Annotated in this window: 15 protein-coding genes; 7 read left to right on the top strand and 8 right to left on the bottom strand. The window is 61.7% G+C overall.

The window, feature by feature from the left end; all coding sequences use genetic code 11:
- Window positions 1–37 precede the first annotated feature (37 nt).
- Together KI237_RS06160 and KI237_RS06155 are read left to right on the top strand one after the other, a co-directional pair.
- Window positions 38–2,074: a sensor histidine kinase gene (locus KI237_RS06160; RefSeq protein WP_212799223.1), complete on the top strand. Its 2,037-nt coding sequence runs from the start codon at window positions 38–40 to the stop codon at window positions 2,072–2,074.
- A 2-nt stretch (window positions 2,075–2,076) separates the two neighbouring features.
- Entirely contained in the window at window positions 2,077–2,658 is a 582-nt protein-coding gene (locus KI237_RS06155) for a cob(I)yrinic acid a,c-diamide adenosyltransferase (protein WP_212799222.1), read from the top strand.
- Window positions 2,659–2,774: 116 nt separating this feature from the next.
- Here the strand turns inward: KI237_RS06155 and KI237_RS06150 are convergent, their stop codons facing one another.
- The 4 genes from KI237_RS06150 to secA form a co-directional block, all read right to left on the bottom strand.
- Window positions 2,775–3,719, bottom strand: a complete 945-nt coding sequence (locus tag KI237_RS06150; RefSeq protein WP_212799221.1) for a Nudix family hydrolase — start codon at window positions 3,717–3,719, stop codon at window positions 2,775–2,777.
- Complete coding sequence (locus tag KI237_RS06145; RefSeq protein WP_212799220.1) at window positions 3,716–4,348, bottom strand: glutathione S-transferase family protein; 633 nt, start codon at window positions 4,346–4,348, stop codon at window positions 3,716–3,718. Before KI237_RS06145 ends, KI237_RS06150 begins: the two co-directional genes overlap by 4 nt.
- Window positions 4,349–4,508: 160 nt before the next feature.
- Entirely contained in the window at window positions 4,509–5,726 is a 1,218-nt protein-coding gene (gene argJ / locus KI237_RS06140) for a bifunctional glutamate N-acetyltransferase/amino-acid acetyltransferase ArgJ (RefSeq protein WP_212799219.1), read from the bottom strand.
- A 123-nt stretch (window positions 5,727–5,849) separates the two neighbouring features.
- Window positions 5,850–8,585, bottom strand: a complete 2,736-nt coding sequence (gene secA / locus KI237_RS06135; RefSeq protein WP_212799218.1) for a preprotein translocase subunit SecA — start codon at window positions 8,583–8,585, stop codon at window positions 5,850–5,852.
- Window positions 8,586–8,892: 307 nt separating this feature from the next.
- Here secA and KI237_RS06130 point away from each other — a divergent pair, with 307 nt between their 5' ends.
- On the top strand, window positions 8,893–9,348 hold the full coding sequence (locus KI237_RS06130; RefSeq protein ID WP_212799217.1) for a DUF721 domain-containing protein: 456 nt from the start codon (window positions 8,893–8,895) through the stop codon (window positions 9,346–9,348).
- A 728-nt stretch (window positions 9,349–10,076) separates the two neighbouring features.
- Here the strand turns inward: KI237_RS06130 and KI237_RS06125 are convergent.
- Window positions 10,077–11,564 carry a helicase HerA-like domain-containing protein gene (locus tag KI237_RS06125; protein WP_212799216.1) on the bottom strand — a complete coding sequence of 496 codons (1,488 nt, stop codon included), beginning with the start codon at window positions 11,562–11,564 and terminating at the stop codon, window positions 10,077–10,079.
- A gap of 293 nt (window positions 11,565–11,857) precedes the next feature.
- On the opposite strand from KI237_RS06125, the gene gpgS reads away from it, so the two are divergent.
- From gpgS to gpgF, 3 genes are read left to right on the top strand one after another with little or no spacing between them, the layout of a single operon-like run.
- The gene (gene gpgS / locus KI237_RS06120) at window positions 11,858–12,970 is read left to right on the top strand and encodes an N-acetylglucosaminyl phosphatidylglycerol synthase (protein ID WP_502937080.1); all 1,113 of its coding nucleotides are present in this window, start codon (window positions 11,858–11,860) and stop codon (window positions 12,968–12,970) included.
- A 16-nt stretch (window positions 12,971–12,986) separates the two neighbouring features.
- Window positions 12,987–13,754: an N-acetylglucosaminyl phosphatidylglycerol deacetylase gene (gpgD, locus tag KI237_RS06115; protein WP_212799214.1), complete on the top strand. Its 768-nt coding sequence runs from the start codon at window positions 12,987–12,989 to the stop codon at window positions 13,752–13,754.
- Window positions 13,751–14,746, top strand: a complete 996-nt coding sequence (gene gpgF, locus KI237_RS06110) for a glucosaminyl phosphatidylglycerol flippase (RefSeq protein WP_212799213.1) — start codon at window positions 13,751–13,753, stop codon at window positions 14,744–14,746. Before gpgD ends, gpgF begins: the two co-directional genes overlap by 4 nt.
- 4 nt (window positions 14,747–14,750) lie before the next feature.
- Here gpgF and KI237_RS06105 read toward each other — a convergent pair whose 3' ends face one another.
- Window positions 14,751–14,924 carry a hypothetical protein gene (locus tag KI237_RS06105; protein ID WP_003205087.1) on the bottom strand — a complete coding sequence of 58 codons (174 nt, stop codon included), beginning with the start codon at window positions 14,922–14,924 and terminating at the stop codon, window positions 14,751–14,753.
- Between the two features lie 57 nt (window positions 14,925–14,981).
- On the bottom strand, window positions 14,982–15,830 hold the full coding sequence (gene purU, locus KI237_RS06100) for a formyltetrahydrofolate deformylase (RefSeq protein ID WP_003178545.1): 849 nt from the start codon (window positions 15,828–15,830) through the stop codon (window positions 14,982–14,984).
- 306 nt (window positions 15,831–16,136) lie between these two features.
- Here purU and mvaT point away from each other — a divergent pair, with 306 nt between their 5' ends.
- Window positions 16,137–16,514, top strand: a complete 378-nt coding sequence (gene mvaT / locus KI237_RS06095; RefSeq protein WP_003205091.1) for a histone-like nucleoid-structuring protein MvaT — start codon at window positions 16,137–16,139, stop codon at window positions 16,512–16,514.
- A gap of 82 nt (window positions 16,515–16,596) precedes the next feature.
- Here mvaT and sbcB read toward each other — a convergent pair whose 3' ends face one another.
- Entirely contained in the window at window positions 16,597–18,033 is a 1,437-nt protein-coding gene (gene sbcB, locus KI237_RS06090; RefSeq protein WP_212799212.1) for an exodeoxyribonuclease I, read from the bottom strand.
- Window positions 18,034–18,076: the final 43 nt, after the last annotated feature.

Raw genomic sequence — 18,076 nt, 5'->3', positions numbered from 1 at the left:
ACGCTGGCCGTCGTATTCCTTTTTAGCGACGAGTCTGATGCCATTGCGCCAGCGCCTTGAAAACCTGCCGGTCGGCCAGAAACTGCTGGCCGCCCTGTTGGTGTTGTTGACCACTGTCCTGCTGGTGGCCAACCTGACCTTTATCAGCGCCGCCTACTACATCTCCCAGGAAAGCATGGCACCCCAGGCCCTGCAGACCATTGGCCGGCTGGTGGCCAATCCGAGCCTGATCTCCGACGCCCTGCAATCGCCACAAAGTGCCCAGCGCTTGCTCGATGAACTCAACAGCTACGCACCGCTGCGGGCGGCGGCGCTGTATGACGGCCAGGGTGAGCGCCTGGCCCAACTGCAACAGGGCGACAAACTCAAGCTGCCGGACCATTACCACAAGATACAAGCCTGGCAGGCGAACGAATTTCGCAGCAACCAGCTCATTACCCTGCCCCGTCCCGGCACGATGCCGGGCCATTTGTTGCTGGTGGCCAGCAGCGAACTGCCCACCGCGTTCTACACCGGCACCCTGACCGCCAGCCTCGGCATCCTGATTTTCAGCGTGTTGCTGTGGCTGATCATTGCCCAGCAGATCAAGCGCCTGATCACCCAGCCGATTCATCAACTTGAAGAACTGTCACGCCAGGTCACCCGCGAAGAGAACTATGCCCTGCGTGCCGCGCGCGGCAACCACGATGAGATCGGCAGCCTGGCCGAAGCGTTCAACACCATGCTGTCGCGGATCGAAGCCCGGGAACAGCAACTCAAGCGCGCACGGGACGATTCCCAGGCTGCCTACGACCAGGCCCAAGGCCTGGCGGAAGAGACCCGCCATACCAATCGCAAGCTGGAGCTGGAAGTCCAGGTACGCAGCAAGATCGAGAAAAAGCTCACCGGTTTTCAGAATTACCTCAACAGCATCATCGACTCCATGCCCTCGGCGCTGATCGCCCTCGACGAGCAGCTCTACGTCACCCAATGGAACCAGGAAGCCAGTGCGCTCTCCGGCACACGGCTGGACGAGGCGCTGAACCAGCCGATTTTCCTCGCCTTCGAACCGCTCAAACCCTACCTGCCCCAGCTCAAGCAGACCGTCGAACAGCACACGGTGGCCAAGATCGAACGCGTCACCTGGACCAAGGACGACGAAGCCCGGCATTACGCCCTCACCTTCTATCCACTGATGGGCGGCGCCGGGCGTGGCGTGGTCATCCGGATCGATGACATCACCCAGCGCCTGTCGCTGGAAGAAATGATGGTGCAATCCGAGAAAATGCTCTCGGTCGGCGGCCTCGCGGCGGGCATGGCCCATGAAATCAATAACCCGCTGGGCGCGATCCTGCACAACGTGCAGAACATTCGCCGACGCCTGTCGCCCGAGCTGCCCAAGAACCTCGAACAGGCCGAGCTGCTGGGTATCCCGTTAGAGGAGGTCAATCGTTACCTCCAGGGCCGGGAGATCCCGCAGTTGCTCGACGGCATCCAGCAAGCCGGAGCCCGGGCGGCAAAGATCGTCACCCACATGCTCAGCTTCAGCCGTCGCAGCACCCGGCAAATGGCACCTTGCGACCTGCCCGCGTTGATCGACCAAGCCGTGGAAATCGCTGGCAACGACTTCGACCTCGCAATCGGTTTCGACTTCAAGGGCCAGGCGATCACCCGTCAGTTCGACCCGAACCTGGGCCCGGTGCCCGGCACGGCCAACGAGCTGGAACAGGTGCTGCTCAACCTGCTGAAAAACGCCGCCCAGGCGATCCATCAACGCCAGGACGACAGCGAACCGGGGCGCATCGTCCTGCGCACGCGGTTGAATCCGCCATGGGCGGAAATCCAGGTTGAGGACAATGGCATCGGCATGAGCGAGAACGTACGCAAACGCACCTTCGAGCCTTTCTTCACCACCAAGGAGATCGGCCAGGGCACGGGCCTGGGGCTGTCGGTCTCGTATTTCATCATCACCAACAACCACAAGGGCCAGATGGAAGTGCAGTCGGCGCCGGGTCAAGGCACCTGCTTCACCTTGCGCCTGCCTCTGGCTGGCACCTCGATGGTGCCGCAGGAAAACAGACAACTGGAGCGCTGAACATGGGTTTTCGCCTGTCGAAGATTTACACCCGCACCGGCGACAAAGGTGAAACCGGGTTGGGCGATGGTCGCCGCGTGGCAAAGGACCACCCACGGGTCGAGGCCATCGGCGAAGTGGATACGCTGAACAGCCAGCTGGGTTTATTGCTGGCCGGGCTCGTCGCTGAAACACCACGATACCCGATGCTCAAGGACGTCATTGATGTACTGACACCGTGTCAGCATCGGTTGTTCGACCTCGGCGGAGAACTGGCCATGCCGGCCTATCAGGCACTGACCCCAGTGGAAGTCGAACGCCTGGAAGCGGCGATTGACCGGTGGAACGAGGAATTGGGGCCACTGGAAAACTTCATCCTGCCCGGCGGCTCGACGTTGATAGCCCAGGCCCACGTCTGCCGCAGCCTGGCCCGCAGCGCCGAGCGGCGTTGCCAGCATTTGAACGCCGTAGAACCGTTGGAAGGGCCGGGACTGGCCTATATCAATCGGTTGTCGGACCTGCTGTTCGTGGCGGCGCGGGTCATTGCCCGGCGGCAAGGGGTGGCGGAGGTGCTTTGGGAAGCGGCGGCCAAGCCTGCGGGTTGAATCGTTCTTGAGGCCGCCATCGCGAGCAAGCTCGCTCCCACACTGGATCTGCGGCGCTCACAGCCCCCTGTGGGAGCGAGCCTGCTCGCGATGGCATCAGCGGCTACACCACAGAATCAAGCTTCAGGCCAGAACGCCCGAATCCCCGCCACGCCCTGCGCCCCGGCTTCCCAGGCTTGTTGCCGCTCGCCAGGCCCTACCCCGCCCAACACATAGACCGGCCTGTTGAAGCCCTCGATCAACCGCGCCGCCTCTGCCCACCCCAACGGCTGTGCGTCAGGATGGGTCTGGGTCGGTTGCACCGGCGAGAGCGTCACGAAGTCCACGTCCATCTGCTGCGCCAAGGACAGTTCCTCGGCGTTATGGCAGGAGGCCGCCAGCCAGCGGTCCTTGCCGAACGGTCGACCGGCCGCGGCATGCTTGCGCAGTTGCGCGGCGGTGATATGCCAACCGGCGGAGGGAAAATCCCCCAGCCATTCGAACGGCCCCTTGAGCATCAATTGGGCCTTGCCGGCACACAGCCCCGCCGCATCCACCGCCAGATCGCGGTATTTCGGGTCGTAGCCACCGGGGGCACGCAGTTGGACCAACTTGATCCCGCCGGCAATCGCCTTCTGCATGCCGCGCAGCAAGGCCGGGGTCTCAAGGCCTTCAGGCGTGATCAGGTATTCACCCGGCAAACGGGCCGCCGCGACGATCGGCTGATTGGCCGCCGGAAACTCATAGTTCGTCAGGTCGCGGGCCGCCACCCACGCCAATGGCTGCCCTTCGGCACCGTGAGGCTCGCCGGTGAAGGCCGAGACTTCCCAGACATCCAGCAATACCTGTTTGTCCGGGTAGTCGTGACGCACCTTGATCAACGGTCGGGCGGCATTGACGACAATGCCCAGCTCTTCATGAAGTTCGCGGGCCAGGGCCGTTTCGACGGACTCATCGGCCTCGACCTTGCCGCCGGGGAACTCCCACAGGCCGCCCTGGTGCTGGGTGTCGGCCCGTCGGGCAATCAGGATTTTACCGGCGGCATCGCGAATGACCGCCGCCGCCACATGGACTCGTTTCACCGCGCAATGTCCTCCAGGCCAGCCTGTTGCCACGCCTTGAACGCTGGCCATTGATAAAGGGTTTCGACGTAGGCCTCATCGACCTCCGACAGTTTCACCTGATAGGTGCGCAAGCGCACGGCAACAGGGGCAAAAAACGCATCGACCAGGCTCACGCGGCCAAACAGGTAGGGACCGGTTTGCGTCGCCGCGGCACGGCATTCGGCCCACAGCGCCAGCATCCGCTCGATTTCCACTTGGACGTCAGCCGGCATGGGCGACAGCGGGGCATCGTGCAGCAGGTCAAAGGGCATGTGGCTGCGGAGGGCGAAAAAGCCGCTGTGCATTTGCGCACAGGCCGAGCGCGCCTGGGCCCGGGCGGCCACATCCTGGGGCCAGAGGCCGGCATCCGGGAACTGTTCGGCCAGGTACTCGGCAATCGCCAGGGAATCGGCGATCACGCCGAACTCGGTCTTGAGCAACGGGACCTTGGCCGTGGCCGAATACTTGAGCAGCTTCTCGCGGGTGTCGGGTTGGTCAAGCCTGACCAGCTCTTCGGTGTACTTCGCGCCGGTCAGCGCCAGGGCCAATGCGCCGCGCAAGGACCAGGAAGAGAGATCTTTGTCGCCGATGATCAGGTGCAGGCTCATGGGGATTCCTTTCTTATGGTTCCGAGGTGTCTGTTCTGGCGCCATCGCGAGCAAGCTCGCTCCCACACTGGGTTTGTGTTGAGACCACTATCGATGCCACTCAACAAACCCCTGTGGGAGCGAGCCTGCTCGCGATGGGAGCAACTCGATCCCGAACCGGTTAAGTCCGGTACTCAGCGTTGATCTTGACGTACTCGTGGGACAGATCAGTGGTCCAGATGGTTTCGCTGCAATCACCACGTCCCAGCTCGATACGGATGGTGATTTCTTCCTGTTGCATGACCGCCGCGCCCTGGGCTTCGGTGTAGGTCGCAGCGCGAGCGCCTTGGCTGGCGATGCAGACTTCGCCGAGGAACACGTCGATCTTGCTCACGTCCAGCTCAGGCACGCCGGCACGGCCAACGGCGGCGAGGATCCGGCCCCAGTTCGGGTCGGAGGCGAACAGCGCGGTCTTGATCAGCGGCGAGTGGGCCACGGTGTAGCCGACATCCAGGCACTCCTGGTGATTGCCGCCGCCGTTGACCTGCACGGTCACGAACTTGGTCGCGCCTTCGCCGTCACGCACGATGGCCTGGGCCACTTCCATGCACACTTCAAACACCGCCTGCTTCAAGGCGGTGAACAACGGGCCGCTGGCTTCGGTGATTTCAGGCAGGTTGGCCTTGCCGGTGGCGATCAGCATGCAGCAGTCGTTGGTGGAGGTATCACCGTCGATGGTGATGCGGTTGAACGACTTGTTGGCACCGTCAAGCATCAGGTCTTGCAGCACCTGACGCGAGACTTTGGCGTCGGTGGCGATGTAGCCGAGCATGGTCGCCATGTTCGGGCGGATCATGCCGGCGCCTTTGCTGATACCGGTGACGGTGATGGTCACGCCATCGTGCTCGAACTGGCGACTCGCCCCCTTGGGCAAGGTGTCGGTGGTCATGATGCCGGTGGCGGCTGCGCCCCAGTTGTTTTCCGACAGGTCATCGAGAGCGGCTTGCAACGCGCCTTCGATCTTCTCGACCGGCAGCGGCTCGCCGATCACGCCCGTGGAATACGGCAGCACCTGGCTGGCATCGACACCGGTCAGCTCCGCCAGTTTGGCGCAGGTGCGTTCGGCAGCGGCCAGGCCTGGCGTACCGGTACCGGCGTTGGCGTTCCCGGTGTTGGTCAGCAGGTAACGCACCGGCCCCTGCACGCGCTGCTTGGCCAGGATGACCGGCGCGGCGCAAAAGGCATTGAGGGTGAACACGCCTGCGACCGTCGAGCCTTCGGCGCAACGCATGACCACGACGTCCTTGCGCCCGGGGCGCTTGATGCCCGCCGAGGCAATACCGAGTTCAAAACCGGCAACCGGGTGCAACGTTGGCAACGGACCAAGACCAACAGCCATGAATGCGCTCCTAAATGAGATGTATATCGACGCCGTCCTCATCGAGACGGCGAATCAAAATGGCAAAACGCCGCGACGGATAAAATCCGGTCGCGGCGCGGGTGGTTCAGCGTTGGAGCGGGTTTATTGGATCTGCCCGTGACAATGCTTGTATTTCTTGCCCGAACCGCAATAGCACAGTTCGTTACGGCCCAGCTTCTGCTCGTTGCGCACCGGTGCGGTCGCCAAGGCGACGTCCACATCGATGCCCTCTTCGGCGACCACTTCCAGGCCCGGGGCTTCGGCGTGTTCGAATTGCATGCGCGCAGCCAGGGCTTCGGCTTCCTGGCGCAGGCGAGCTTCTTCTTCGGCCGGGTCTTCGCGGCGAACCTGAACGTGGGACAGCACACGGATAGAGTCGCGCTTGATCGAGTCGAGCAACTCGGAGAACAGCGTGTAGGACTCGCGCTTATACTCCTGCTTCGGGTTCTTCTGGGCGTAACCGCGCAAATGGATACCGTGACGCAGGTGGTCCATGGTCGACAGGTGGTCTTTCCACAAGTCGTCCAGTACCCGCAGCACAATCTGCTTCTCGAAGGAACGCAGCGCCTCGGCGCCTGCCTGGTCTTCCTTCTCGTTGTAGGCCGCAATCAGTTCGGCCAGCAGTTTCTCGCGCAGGGTTTCTTCATACAGGTGATCGTCTTCGTCGAGCCACTGCTGGATCGGCAGTGCCACGCCGAAGTCGCTCTGCAGGGCAGCTTCCAGGCCGGCGACGTCCCACTGTTCCGGCAGCGACTGCGGCGGGATGTGGGCGCTGACGGTGGCGTTGAGCACGTCCTGGCGGAAATCGGCGATGGTTTCGCCAATGTTGTCGGCGGCCAACAAACTGTTACGCATGTGATAGATCACTTTACGCTGTTCGTTGTTGACGTCGTCGAACTCGAGCAATTGCTTGCGAATATCGAAGTTGCGGCCTTCGACCTTGCGCTGGGCCTTCTCGATGGCGTTGGTCACCATGCGGTGCTCGATCGCCTCGCCTGGCTGCATGCCCAGGGCCTTCATGAAGTTCTTCACCCGGTCAGAGGCGAAGATGCGCATCAGGCTGTCTTCCAGGGACAGGTAGAAGCGGCTGGAACCGGCGTCGCCCTGGCGACCGGCACGGCCACGCAGCTGGTTGTCGATACGGCGTGACTCATGACGCTCGGAAGCGATCACCTGCAAACCGCCGGATTCGAGCACCTGTTGGTGACGTTTCTGCCAGTCGGCCTTGATCTGCGCGATCTGCTCGGGGGTCGGGCTTTCCAGGCTGGCGACTTCCACTTCCCAGTTGCCGCCCAAGAGGATGTCGGTACCACGGCCAGCCATGTTGGTGGCGATGGTCAGCGCACCCGGGCGACCGGCTTGGGCGATGATCTCGGCTTCCTTCTCGTGGAACTTGGCGTTGAGGACCTTGTGCTCGATGCCTTCCTTGTTGAGCAGGGAGGACATGTGCTCGGAGGTCTCGATGGTGGCGGTACCCACCAGGATCGGACGGCCTTGGGCCATGCCTTCCTTGATGTCGTTGATGATCGCCGCGTACTTCTCGTCGGCAGTCAGGAACACCAGGTCGTTGTAGTCTTTACGGGCCAGCGGCTTGTTCGGCGGAATCACCACCACTTGCAGGCCGTAGATCTGGTGAAATTCGAACGCTTCGGTGTCAGCGGTACCGGTCATGCCGGACAGCTTGTTGTACAGGCGGAAGTAGTTCTGGAAGGTGGTCGAGGCCAGGGTCTGGCTCTCGGCCTGGATGTTCAGGCCTTCCTTCGCTTCGATGGCCTGGTGCAGGCCTTCGGACAGGCGCCGACCCGGCATGGTACGGCCGGTGTGTTCGTCCACCAGTACGACCTGGCCGTCCTGCACGATGTACTCGACGTTGCGATGGAACAGCTTGTGCGCACGCAGGCCAGCATAAACGTGGGTCAGCAGGCCCAGGTTGTGAGCCGAGTACAGGCTCTCGCCCTCGGCCAGCAAACCGATACGGGTAAGCATTTCCTCGACGAACTGGTGACCCGCTTCGTTGAGTTCGACCTGACGGGTCTTCTCATCAACGGTGTAGTGCCCGGCCTGGGTCACTTCGCCTTCGACTTCCTCAACGTGCAACTTGAGCTGCGGGATCAGCTTGTTGATCTCGATGTACAGCTTGGAGCTGTCCTCGGCCTGACCGGAAATGATCAGCGGGGTACGGGCTTCGTCGATGAGGATGGAGTCGACTTCGTCGATCACGGCAAAGTTGAGTTCACGCTGGAATTTTTCTTCCATGCTGAACGCCATGTTGTCGCGCAGGTAGTCGAACCCGAATTCGTTGTTGGTACCGTAAGTGATGTCGGCGGCGTAGGCGGCGCGCTTCTCTTCCGGCGGCTGGAACGGCGTGACGACGCCGACAGTCAGGCCGAGAAATTCGTAGAGCGGGCGCATCCAGTTGGCGTCGCGGCGGGCCAGGTAGTCGTTGACCGTCACTACGTGCACGCCCTTGCCGGACAGTGCGTTGAGGTACACGCCCAAGGTCGCCACGAGGGTCTTGCCCTCACCGGTCCGCATTTCGGCGATCTTGCCTTCGTGCAAGGTCATGCCGCCGATCAACTGAACGTCGAAGTGACGCATGCCCATGATCCGCTTGCCGGCTTCACGGGCGACCGCAAAGGCTTCAGGCAGGAGCTGATCAAGGGTTTCCCCCTTGGCGATGCGGTCCTTGAATTCGGCAGTCTTGGCGCGTAACTGATCGTCCGAAAGGGCCACCATTTGCTCTTCGAAGGCATTGACAGTCTGTACCGTCTTGAGCATGCGTTTGACTTCACGCTCGTTCTTGCTTCCAAAAAGTTTCTTTAACAAAGGCGCAAACATATCGGCAGGATCTTCCACACTAAAGGGATGGAGGGCGGCCCCGTGAGTCGCCCGTGCAGCCCTCATGGCCGCATGCGAACGAGCATTCTACCCGGAAACGATGGAGAGGAAAGTGGCGTTATTCCACGATGCTGGCACAGCGCTGTGACGGGGCTTGCATAAAATAAGGGCTTTTGCGCGAACTTCAACCCATAAAGAGCAGAAGTTACTTATTGATTGTGCCCCCAAAAGCCGCAGGGTGAGAGGGTCCAGGCGCATCCGGCGCTTTCTGCTACCATGGCGCCTCTGTCACTTGCGGTATTCATTCATGGCCTTTCGCCCACTTCCAGCCAAGGCGCCCGCCGTTCTGCTGCGCGAAGCCAAGCCGCTGAAAGCCATCTTCGGCCACGCCAAACGCCTGGGCCACTTGCAACGCCTGCTCGACAGCCAGTTGCAACCGGCCGCGCGCGAACACTGCCACGTGGCCTCCTGGCGCGAAGGCAGCTTGCTGCTGATCGTCACCGACGGTCACTGGGCCACACGCCTGCGCTACCAGCAAAAACGCCTGCTGCGCCAACTCCAGGCGTTCGAAGAATTCGCCAACCTGACGCGGATCCTGTTCAAGGTACAACCGCCCACCGTCCAGGTCGGCGTCAAGGGACACACGCTGGATTTGTCCACCGACGCCGCGGCGACTATCCAGGCCACGGCGGACGGCATCACCGATCCCAACCTGCGGGCGGCGCTGGAGCGATTGGCGGCGCATGCCAGGCCCAAAGACTGAGATTTTCGGCGCCTGTTGAATCGCTATCGCGAGCAGGCTCGCTCCCACAGTAGGTCTTCAGCGGACACAAACTTTGTGCCCGGCACAGGTCCCCCTGTGGGAGCGAGCTTGCTCGCGATAGCGCCAGGTCAGTCGGCCTATTCTTCGCCGGTTAAACCGCCATCGCGAGCAGGCCCCCACAGTAGGTCTTCAGCGGACACAAACTTTGTGCCCGGCACAGGTCCCCTGTGGGAGCGAGCTTGCTCGCGATAGCGCCAGGTCAGTCGGCCTGTTCTTCGCCAGTTAAACCGCCATCGCGAGCAAGCTCGCTCCCACAGTAGGTCTTCAGCGGACACAAACTTTGTGCCCGGCACAGGCCCCCTGTGGGAGCGAGCTTGCTCGCGATAGCGCCAGGTCAGTCGGCCTATTCTTCGCCGGTTAAACCGCCATCGCGAGCAGGCCCCCACAGTAGGTCTTCAGCGGACACAAACTTTGTGCCTGGCACAGGTCCCCCTGTGGGAGCGAGCTTGCTCGCGATAGCGCCAGGTCAGTCGGCCTATTCTTCGCCGGTTAAACCGCCATCGCGAGCAAGCTCGCTCCCACAGTAGGTCTTCAGCGGACACAAACTTTGTGCCCGACACAGGTCCCCTGTGGGAGCGAGCTTGCTCGCGATAGCGCCAGGTCAGTCGGTATATTCTTCGCCGGTTAAACCGCCATCGCGAGCTCGCGCCCACAGGTTGAGTCCAGACCTACCGGCGCTTGCTACCACCGAGCAACGACCCCATCAACCCACGCACCAATTGCCGGCCCAACTGATTGGCCGCCTGGCGCATCGCCGATTTAAGCGCCTGGCCGGCCGCGCTGCCAAGGAACTCGCCGGCTTTTTCGGTGAAACTCGGTTCTTCCGGCGTCGGCTTGCCCGGCGTCTCTTCGGCCTGCGGTTCCAGCCCTTTGCGGCCCATCAGCACTTCATAGGCCGATTCGCGATCAATGGGTTTGTCATAGCGCCCTTGCAACGGTGAATGGGCGATCAACCCGGCGCGCTCGGCCTCGCTCAGCGGCCCGATGCGCGATTGCGGGGGCGCCACCAACACCCGCTGGACCATTTCCGGCGTACCTTTTTCCTGCAAGGTGCCCACCAAGGCTTCACCAATGCCCAGTTCGGTGAGCACCGCCAAGGCATCGAACTGCGGGTTGGGCCGGAAACCGTCGGCCACTGCCCGCAGGGATTTCTGCTCCTTGGCAGTAAAGGCCCGCAACCCGTGCTGGATGCGCAAACCCAACTGCGCCAGCACGTCGTCCGGCAAGTCGCCCGGCGACTGGGTCACGAAATACACCCCCACGCCCTTGGAACGGATCAGCCGCACCACTTGCTCCAAGCGCTCCTGCAAAGCCTTGGGCGTCCCGGCAAAGAGCAGGTGCGCTTCGTCGAAGAACAGCGCCAGCAGCGGTTTGTCCGCATCACCGCGCTCAGGCAACTGCTCGAACAGCTCGGCCAGCAGCCACAACAGGAACGTCGCGTAGACCTTCGGCGCTTCATGGACCAGACGGCTGGCGTCAAGCAAATGAATGCGGCCACGGCCATCGCTGGCCGGTTGCAGGATGTCTTCGAGCTGCAAGGCCGGCTCGCCGAACAACGCATCCGCGCCCTGCTGCTCCAAAGTGGACAAGCGCCGCAACAACGCCTGGCTTGAGCCGGTGGTCATCAGGGCCGCATCGTCCCCCAGCAACTCGGGGTTGTCCCTGAGATGGTTGAGCAGCGCCTTCAGGTCCTTGAGGTCCAGCAACAACAGACCTTCGCGGTCGGCCACCTTGAACGCGGCGTAGAGCGCCGACTGCTGGCTGTCCGTCAGCTCCAGCAGGCTGCCGATCAACAATGGACCCATTTCACTCAAGGTGGTGCGCAGCGGATGACCGGACTGGCCGTGGATATCCCACAAGGTCACCGGGTAAGCCTGGGGTTTGTGATGGAGCCAAGGCATGCCGGCGATGCGCTCGGCGATCTTGCCCTGGGGGTTGCCCGCCGCGCCAAGGCCGCACAGGTCACCCTTGATGTCCGCCGCGAACACCGCCACGCCGGCGTCGCTGAACATTTCGGCCAGGCGCTGCAGGGTGACGGTCTTGCCGGTACCGGTGGCACCCGCCACCAGACCATGACGGTTCGCCAGGCGCATGGCCTGGGCGATGGGCTGGCCGCTAAGGTCGGCCCCGATAACGAGTTGCGATGAGTCAGGCATGTGGTCACCCGTGGTGTTTGCGATATGACGCCATTTTGCACGCTTATATAAAAGCATGCCTGGCGCATTAAGCCCCTGGCGCCAGGAATAATAGCCTGCGAACCCCGACTGGCCCTATCGCGAGCAAGCTCCCACAGGGAGGCACAGACCCCATGTGCAAGCGGGCTTGCTCGCGATGAGTCCCTGTCAAACCCGGCAATACTCCACTGACACCCCGCCCCCACAACCCCAACCGAACATCTATTCTTACTAAAGGTCAACACAGGAGAACACAGACCGGAGGGACGTTCATCGTGCATATAGCGGACATAACCATGTTCTACGCCCCCGCCAGCGGAGGCGTGCGCACCTATCTGGATGCCAAGCACCGGCGCCTGGGCGATCGGCCCGGTATTCGTCACAGCCTGCTGATTCCCGGCGCGCATTTGAGCGAGCACGATGGGATCTACAAGGTTCCGGCCCCAGCACTGCCGTTCGGCAAGGGCTATCGCTTCCCCCTTCGCCTGGCGCCCTGGCGCAATGTCCTGCGCGATCTTCAGCCCGATCTGATTGAAGTCGGCGATCCCTACCTCACGGCGTGGGCCGCGCTGGATGCCCGTCGCCAGCTCGACGTACCCGTCATCGGTTTCTATCACTCCGACCTGCCACTGCTGGTCAGCAACCGCATGGGCAACTGGTTCACCCCCAACATCGAAGCTTATGTCAGCAAGTTGTACGGCAATTTTGACCGGGTCCTGGCGCCGAGCCAGGTCATGGCCGACAAACTGATTGGGTTGGGGGTCAAGAACGTCTACGTGCAACCGTTGGGCGTCGACCTGCAAACCTTCAACCCGGCCGCCCGCGACCCGGAGTTGCGCGCCGAACTGGGCATCGCCGAGGACGCGCGCCTGCTGATTTTCGCCGGTCGCGGCTCCAAGGAAAAAAACCTGCCGGTGCTGCTCAAGTGCATGAAACGCCTGGGCGAGCGCTACCACCTGCTGTTGGTGGGCTCGTCGATGCCCGCCGTGGTGCCGGACAACGTCACGGTGGTCGATGAATTCTGCCCGGCGTCGCAAGTCGCGCGGCTCATGGCCAGCGCCGATGCCCTGCTGCACGCCGGCGACCAGGAAACCTTCGGCCTGGTAATCCTCGAAGCCATGGCCAGCGGTATTCCGGTGGTGGCGGTAGCCGCCGGGGCCTTCACCGAAATCGTCGATGAAGACTGTGGCCTGTTGTGCATGCCCAACAATCCACAGGCCATGGCCAATGCCGTGCGCCAACTGTTTGCCGAAGGCTGTCAGCGTCGGGGGGTATTGGCACGCCGGCACGTGGAGCGTCATTACGCCTGGGATACCGTGGTCAACAGTTTGCTAGGGCACTACTACGCCGTGCTCGGCGAGCAGATGCCACTGCTGGCCAATGGTTGAGGGCCGGTCCGTGTCGATGAATCACTCGCCCAGCGTGCTCCTGGTGCTGCATGACGTGGCACCGCAAACCTGGCCCGACTACCAGCCCTTCGTCGAAGCCGTTGACGCCCTCGGCCAGGTGCCGATGACCTGGTTGGTGGTGCCGGACTTCCATCGCAACAATGCCTTGGAGGCTCACCCCGGCTTTCGGCGTCTGCTCGATAGCCGGGTCGAGCGCGGCGACGAACTGGTGTTGCATGGCTACTACCATTGCGACGACGGCCCTGCCGCCCGCCACCCCAAGGACTGGTTCATGCGCCGGGTCTATACCCATGAGGGTGAGTTCTACAACCTGTCCCAAGCCGCCGCCCTCGCCCGCCTGCGCGCCGGGATCGACACCTTTGAGCGCTACCACTGGCCACTGGAAGGTTTCGTCGCCCCGGCCTGGCTGATGAGCGACGGCACGCGCCAGGCCCTGCGCCAGCTGCCGCTGAGCTACACCAGTGACACCCAACACCTTTATCGCCTACCTGACTTCACCGCCATCGATGCGCCGGGTCTGGTCTGGAGTGCCCGCAGTGCCTGGCGCCGTGGCCTGTCGAAAGTCATCAGTGACCAACGCGAACAGCGCTGGCGCCAGGCCCCGGTGATTCGCCTGGGCCTGCACCCGGTGGACATGCGCCATACCTTTTCCCGGGACTATTGGCTGCGCACCCTCGAACGCCTGCTCAACGACGGTCGTGTCCCCATGACCAAAGTCGGCTGGCTGGCGACCCAGGGGTTGCGGGCCCGCAGCGCCGCATGAAACGGCTGATCTGGCTGGGCGCCGCCCTGCTCACGGCGCTGCTGGTTCCGCTGCTGGTCGGCGGCGGGGAAATGTGGTCGCGGGTGCAGCGCTTTCCCTTGTCGCTACTGCTGGCCATGCTCGGCATGATCGTGCTGTGCTGGGGCTTGAACTCCGTGCGCTTGCGCCTGCTGCTGGGGGAACACCGTGGGCGCATCGGCGGGCTCAAAAGCGTCGGCGTGGTGATGTCCACCGAGTTCGCCATGTGCGCGACGCCCGGTGGCAGTGGCGGCCCGCTGACGCTGATGGCCCTGCTGGCGCGCAACGGCGTGCGCCCGGCCCATGGCAGTGCGGTGTTTGCCATGGACCAGTTGAGCGACTTGCTGTTCTTCCTCTGCGCCTTGGTGGGCATTCTGTTTTACGCGCTGTTCCAGAACCTCAGCCAGCGCATGGAATGGATGCTGGCGTTAAGCGCGATTTCATTGTTCGGCGGGCTGTTCGGCTGCGTTTTGGTGGCCCGGTATCACCGCAGATTGATTCTGCTGGGCGCCCGACTGCTGCGTCACCTGCGTGTAAAAACCCTCACTCGCCGACGCTGGGCACGCAAGATCCTGAGCTTCCTGGCGGCGTTCACCGACACGTTGAAGTTGCCACGCCAAACACTCTTCCAGGTCTTCGGCCTGACCTGCCTGCATTGGGCGCTGCGCTACAGCGTGTTGTACCTGGCATTGAAGGGGCTGGGGGCGGATTTGCAGTGGGCCTGGTGTTTCCTGATCCAGATGCTGTCCTTGAGCGCCGGGCAGTTCAGCCTGCTGCCGGGCGGCGCCGGGGCGGCCGAATTGACTTCGGCGGCGCTGCTGGCGCCCATGGTGGGCAAATCCACCGCAGCGGCGGCGATTCTGATCTGGCGGGCGGTGACCTATTACTTTTATCTGGTGGCCGGTGGGCCGGTGTTCTTCCTGATGGTCGGGCGACCGTTGCTCAAGAAACTGATCAGGCTCAGGCAGGCTTGACGTATCACGGCTTCTGTTCGGGCTCGTCCTGGGGATGCAGTTGCTCCCACAATTGCGCGGCATCGGGAAACTCAGTGCCGTCCTCCGGCCCCAACGCATCGGGGTCATAGCGGCTGAGGCAGCCCTCGCCCAGGGTCGCCGGCGCTTTGGAGGTGGCTTTGTCCAACGGATCGGTCATGGCGAACCTCATGAAAAAAGGCCCGGCGATCGCTCGTCCAGGCCCTTTGCAGTGTCGTCAGAAGACCACGGTCTTGTTGCCGTGCACCAGCACCCGGTCTTCCAGGTGATAACGCAGGCCCCGGGCCAACACCATCTTCTCCACGTCACGGCCGAAACGCACCATGTCTTCGATGCTGTCGCTGTGGCTGACGCGCACCACGTCCTGCTCGATGATCGGGCCGGCATCCAGCTCTTCAGTCACGTAGTGACAGGTGGCGCCAATCAGCTTCACACCGCGCATCGACGCCTGGTGGTAAGGCTTGGCACCGACAAACGACGGCAGGAAACTGTGGTGGATGTTGATGACCTTATGGGCGTATTCGCTGCACAAGGCCGGTGGCAGGATCTGCATGTAGCGGGCCAGCACCACGACTTCGGCATCGTGCTGCTTGACCAGCCGCGAGACTTCGGCGAACGCCGGCTGCTTGTCCTGCGGGTTGACCGGCACGTGGTAGTAAGGGATGCCGTGCCACTCCACCATGCTGCGCAAGTCGTCATGGTTGGAAATCACACAGGCGATGTCGCAATCGAGCTCATCGCTGTGCCAGCGGTGCAACAGGTCGGCCAGGCAGTGAGACTCACGACTGGCCATCAGCACCACGCGCTTTTTCTGCGCGGTGTCGGTGATACGCCAGTCCATCGAGAACTCTTCGGCAATGGGCGCGAACGCTTCACGAAAGGCTTCGATACCAAAGGGCAGCGAGTCGGCACGAATCTCGTGGCGCATGAAAAACCAACCACTTTGATTGTCCGAGTGATGGCTCGCTTCGGTGATCCAGCCGTTATGGGACGCCAGAAAGTTACTGACTTTAGCAACGATGCCGACGCGGTCCGGGCAAGCAATCACCAGACGAAAAGTGCGCATTAGGGAAACTCCAGAACTTCGCAAAGGCGGCCATTCTAGCCATTGCGCGACAAAACTGCAGTATCGATTACACGCCAGATCCTCGGCGACGGCCCCAGGCCACGACCGGCGTGGCCCGGGAAAGCAGGCTATATGCGTGAACAGATGTGAAGACTCTGTCGCGGTATTTAACTGCAACAGGCGTTTTTGTGGCACAGCACTAATTAATTAAATAAAACATCGGTTAAATGTTTACTTGATGAAACTGTCTGATTACTATTGCCGCACTGTCTCCTTGTCACCCGCGTCCTACATAAGGTAGTCCACATGTCCTTGATCAATGAATACCGCGCCACAGAAGAAGCCATCAAAGAACTGCAAGCTCGCCTGAAAAACCTGTCCCAAGACGACAAACTGCAAACCGAGCTTGAATTCGAAGGCAAACTGCGCACTCTGATGGGCGAATACTCCAAGTCGCTGCGCGACATCATTGCCCTGCTGGACCCAGAAGCCAAGTCGAGCAAAGCACCCCGTGGCGCTGTGAAAACTACCGGCACCAAACGCGCTCGCAAAGTTAAGCAATACAAGAACCCGCACAACGGCGAAGTCATCGAAACCAAAGGTGGCAACCACAAGACTCTGAAAGAGTGGAAAGCCAAGTGGGGCGGTGACGTGGTTGAAGGCTGGGCAACCCTGCTGGGCTAAGCCTCACCGGTTCGCACCGTTCTTAGCGAACAAAAAAACGCCAGCGATTGCTGGCGTTTTTTTTGCCTGTCATCTTTTCACTTCATCGCGGCTCAAGGCTTAAACGCTTGCGCAATTGCTGGCTGTAACCCTGCCACTCCCTGAGTACTTCTTGCTGCACGGGTGTAGACAGGTCCATCCACTCCCCCATCGCCGCATCAAAACTTTCCAAGGTATTAGGCGCGCCCCACTCCGGGGAAGACAGCCGTTGTTGACAGAAAAGTCTCCAACGCTCCTGCTCTTCAGGATTCAACGTGTCTGGAAAGTTGCGCGCGCGATATCGGAACAATAGTTCTGGTAAACGCTCATCATCGAAAGGCCAGCGTTCTTGAGCCAATTGCGCGGGGTCAGCCATACGGACTTGTTCACATAAACGTCGATCGCGATCCCCCAGGAAGCCCGCGTATAACTGTTGCTCGGGATCCTCGCTGGCGGTGAAATCCTCGCGACCATAAATAGCCTGAAGTTTATCTTGCCAAACTTTCTGTGCGTCAGTTAGCCGCAATGCCCGTTGCTGATAGCCCTCCATGTCCAGTTCCAGTCGCTGCTGGTCCTCGGCACGCAGCACCGACAATGGCGCGATCACCGGGCACTTATTGATATGGATAAGCTTGAGCGGCACCGGCAACTCACCTTCGAGCAATTCTTCACGGCGGGTATACAAACGCTGGCGCAGGCTTTCGGCATCGTCGTCCAGCAAGCCCTGGGTGTCCAGGTGCAAGTCGCAGACGATCAGGGCGTTGCGGTTTTTCGGGTGCCAGGCCAGCGGCAAGACCACACCGATGTAGTTGCGCGCCGCCGAGAAGCGACCAGAAATATGCACCATGGGCTGCAACAGGCGGATCTGGTCCATCACCTTCTGTTTACTGCGCAACTGGAACAACCAGTCGTAGAGCCGGGGCTGCTGCTGACGAATCAGCCGGGCCAGGGCGATGGTTGCGCGCACGTCCGACAATGCATCGTGGGCCTGGCCATGGTCGATGCCATTGGCGGCGGTCAGGCGCTCGAGCTTGAGGGTCACGCGACCGTCCTCTTGCGGCCAGACAATGCCATCGGGGCGCAGCGCGTAGGCGGCGCGCACCAGATCGATCAGGTCCCAGCGACTATTACCGCCCTGCCATTCCCGCGCGTACGGATCGAAGAAATTCCGATAGAGGCTGTAGCGGGTCATTTCATCGTCGAAACGCAGGGTGTTGTAGCCAGCGCCACAAGTACCGGGCGCGGCCAGTTGCCCGTGGATGCGGGTCATGAAATCGGCTTCGCTCAAGCCTTTTTCGGCAAGGCATGCCGGGGTGATACCGGTAATCGCACAGGCCGCCGGATGGGGCAGGATGTCATCGCTGGGCCGGCAATACAGGTTCACCGGCTCGTCGATTTCATTGAGCTCGAAATCGGTACGGATACCCGCCACCTGCAAGGGTCGGTCGCAACGCGGGTTGATGCCGGTGGTTTCGTAGTCGTACCAGAAAATGGAAGTCACGGGCTGTTCCTGAACTGAAGACTGGCGAAGTCTAGGCGCTCGA

It is taken from the genome of Pseudomonas sp. St316 (genome assembly GCF_018325905.1).
Classification (GTDB): domain Bacteria; phylum Pseudomonadota; class Gammaproteobacteria; order Pseudomonadales; family Pseudomonadaceae; genus Aquipseudomonas.
The sequence above is the reverse complement of the archived record's forward strand: the minus strand, read 5'-3'. Positions and strand labels throughout refer to the sequence as shown.

Coding starts and splice junctions, on each gene's coding strand:
- KI237_RS06160 (WP_212799223.1), top strand. CDS start 38: ATGCCATTGCGCCAGCGCCTTGAAAACCTGCCGGTCGGCCAGAAACTG.
- KI237_RS06155 (WP_212799222.1), top strand. CDS start 2,077: ATGGGTTTTCGCCTGTCGAAGATTTACACCCGCACCGGCGACAAAGGT.
- KI237_RS06145 (WP_212799220.1), bottom strand. CDS start 4,348: ATGAGCCTGCACCTGATCATCGGCGACAAAGATCTCTCTTCCTGGTCC.
- argJ (WP_212799219.1), bottom strand. CDS start 5,726: ATGGCTGTTGGTCTTGGTCCGTTGCCAACGTTGCACCCGGTTGCCGGT.
- secA (WP_212799218.1), bottom strand. CDS start 8,585: ATGTTTGCGCCTTTGTTAAAGAAACTTTTTGGAAGCAAGAACGAGCGT.
- KI237_RS06130 (WP_212799217.1), top strand. CDS start 8,893: ATGGCCTTTCGCCCACTTCCAGCCAAGGCGCCCGCCGTTCTGCTGCGC.
- KI237_RS06125 (WP_212799216.1), bottom strand. CDS start 11,564: ATGCCTGACTCATCGCAACTCGTTATCGGGGCCGACCTTAGCGGCCAG.
- gpgD (WP_212799214.1), top strand. CDS start 12,987: ATGAATCACTCGCCCAGCGTGCTCCTGGTGCTGCATGACGTGGCACCG.
- gpgF (WP_212799213.1), top strand. CDS start 13,751: ATGAAACGGCTGATCTGGCTGGGCGCCGCCCTGCTCACGGCGCTGCTG.
- KI237_RS06105 (WP_003205087.1), bottom strand. CDS start 14,924: ATGACCGATCCGTTGGACAAAGCCACCTCCAAAGCGCCGGCGACCCTG.
- purU (WP_003178545.1), bottom strand. CDS start 15,830: ATGCGCACTTTTCGTCTGGTGATTGCTTGCCCGGACCGCGTCGGCATC.
- mvaT (WP_003205091.1), top strand. CDS start 16,137: ATGTCCTTGATCAATGAATACCGCGCCACAGAAGAAGCCATCAAAGAA.